Genomic DNA, 229 nt, shown 5'->3' with positions numbered 1-229 from the left:
CATAGGTGCAAGAGGCGAACCAGGGGAACTGAAACATCTAAGTACCCTGAGGAAAAGAAATCAACCGAGATTCCCTTAGTAGTGGCGAGCGAACGGGGACCAGCCCTTAAGTTGGTTTGAGATTAGTGGAACGCTCTGGAAAGTGCGGCCATAGTGGGTGATAGCCCCGTACACGAAAATCTCTTGTCAATGAAATCGAGTAGGACGGAGCACGAGAAACTTTGTCTGA

General features: G+C 49.3%; 1 rRNA gene. It reads left to right on the top strand.

The annotated features are described in order from the left end of the window. Positions 1-229: ribosomal RNA gene (locus QSV36_RS14680) — 23S ribosomal RNA — on the top strand; the annotation flags it as partial.

The organism is Pseudomonas sp. BCRC 81390, from assembly GCF_030341915.1.
GTDB lineage: Bacteria > Pseudomonadota > Gammaproteobacteria > Pseudomonadales > Pseudomonadaceae > Aquipseudomonas.
The sequence above is the reverse complement of the archived record's forward strand: the minus strand, read 5'-3'. Positions and strand labels throughout refer to the sequence as shown.